This is a genomic window from Pseudomonas sp. GM25 (assembly GCF_000282255.1).
Classification (GTDB): Bacteria; Pseudomonadota; Gammaproteobacteria; order Pseudomonadales; family Pseudomonadaceae; genus Aquipseudomonas; species Aquipseudomonas aphyarum.
On the sequence record NZ_AKJQ01000091.1, the window covers coordinates 1 to 1569 of the forward strand.

The 1569-nt window shown below is 63.0% G+C and carries 1 protein-coding gene; it reads left to right on the top strand.

All coding sequences use genetic code 11. The features are described 5' to 3' along the window. Nucleotides 1-98 precede the first annotated feature (98 nt). Complete coding sequence (gene pabB / locus PMI24_RS28535; protein WP_007960441.1) at nt 99-1442, top strand: aminodeoxychorismate synthase component I; 1344 nt, start codon at nt 99-101, stop codon at nt 1440-1442. Nucleotides 1443-1569: the final 127 nt, after the last annotated feature.

Here is a 1569-nt window from a genome sequence, read left to right on the forward strand (position 1 = left end):
ACCGGTCTCTACAGTGAGGGGGTAGGCTTTTGACTTTGATCTGGCATCGGAGAGGACTACAATCCCCACCCCGCCTCGATGGCCGATCTGCCCCGCCCATGTTGACCTGTTCCGTACACCCGCTGCCCTACCGCGCCAACCCCGCCGACTATTTCGCGGCCGTCCGCCATGCGCCCGGCGCCGTGCTGCTCGACAGTGGCCGGCCGAGTGCCGACCGTGGCCGTTATGACCTGCTCAGCGCCTGGCCGCTGGAACAACTGGCGGTGTTGCCGGACGAGCGCGGCGACGATTTCCTGCAACGTCTGCGGGACAATCTGACCCGCTTGAGTAACGCGCAATTGCCCGACGGGTACGAATTGCCCTTCGCCGGCGGCCTGATCGGCTACCTGAGCTACGACTTCGGCCGGCATTTGGAAAACCTGCCAAGTCAGGCCCGGGATGATCTGCAATTGCCCGATGCGCGTTTTGGTCTGTACGACTGGGCGTTGATCAGTGACCACCAAACGGCAACCAGCCAGTTGGTATTTCACCCGTCGGTCAGCGTCAGCGAGAAACAGCGGTTGATCGATGTATTCAGCCAACCAGTGGGCGCCGAACTGACCCCGTTCAAGCTGAGCAGCCCGATGGCGGCTGATCTCTCCGCCGATGAATACCGTCAGGCCTTCGAACGCATCCAGCATTACATCCAGGCCGGCGACTGCTATCAAGTCAACTTCGCCCAGCGTTTCCGCGCGCCGTGCCAGGGCGATCCATGGCTGGCCTACTGCAAATTGCGTGAGGCTTGCCCGACGCCGTTTTCCGGTTTCCAGAGCCTGCCCGACGGCAATGCAGTACTGAGCCTGTCACCCGAGCGCTTCGTCAAAGTCAGCCAGCGCCAGGTGGAAACCCGCCCGATCAAGGGCACCCGCCCCCGTGGCGCGACCCCGGCCGAAGACGCGGCGAACGCCGCCGAACTGCTGGCCAGCCCCAAGGATCGCGCGGAAAACCTGATGATCGTCGACCTGCTGCGCAACGACCTGGGCCGCACCTGCCGCATCGGCTCGGTGCGGGTGCCGGAGTTGTTCAGCCTGGAAAGCTATCCGAACGTGCATCACCTGGTCAGCAGCGTGACGGGCGAACTGGCGGATGATCGCGACGCTCTTGACCTGATCGCTGGCAGCTTCCCCGGCGGCTCGATCACCGGTGCGCCGAAGATTCGTGCGATGCAGATCATTGATGAACTGGAGCCGACCCGACGTGGGTTGTATTGCGGTTCTTTGATGTATCTGGACGTGCGCGGCGAGATGGACAGCTCCATCGCCATTCGCAGTTTGCTGGTGAAGGATGGGCAGGTGTGCTGCTGGGGCGGCGGCGGGATTGTGGCCGACTCGGATTGGGAGGCGGAGTATCAGGAGTCGATCACCAAGGTCAGAGTCCTGCTCGAAACGCTGCAAAACCTTTAACCGTTGATCGTTCCCACGTCGCGGCGACTGCGGTGATCGTTCCCACGCTCCGCGTGGGAATGCCTCAATGGACGCTCCGCGTCCGATCTTGGGACGCAGAGCGTCCCGGGCTGCATTCCCACGCAGA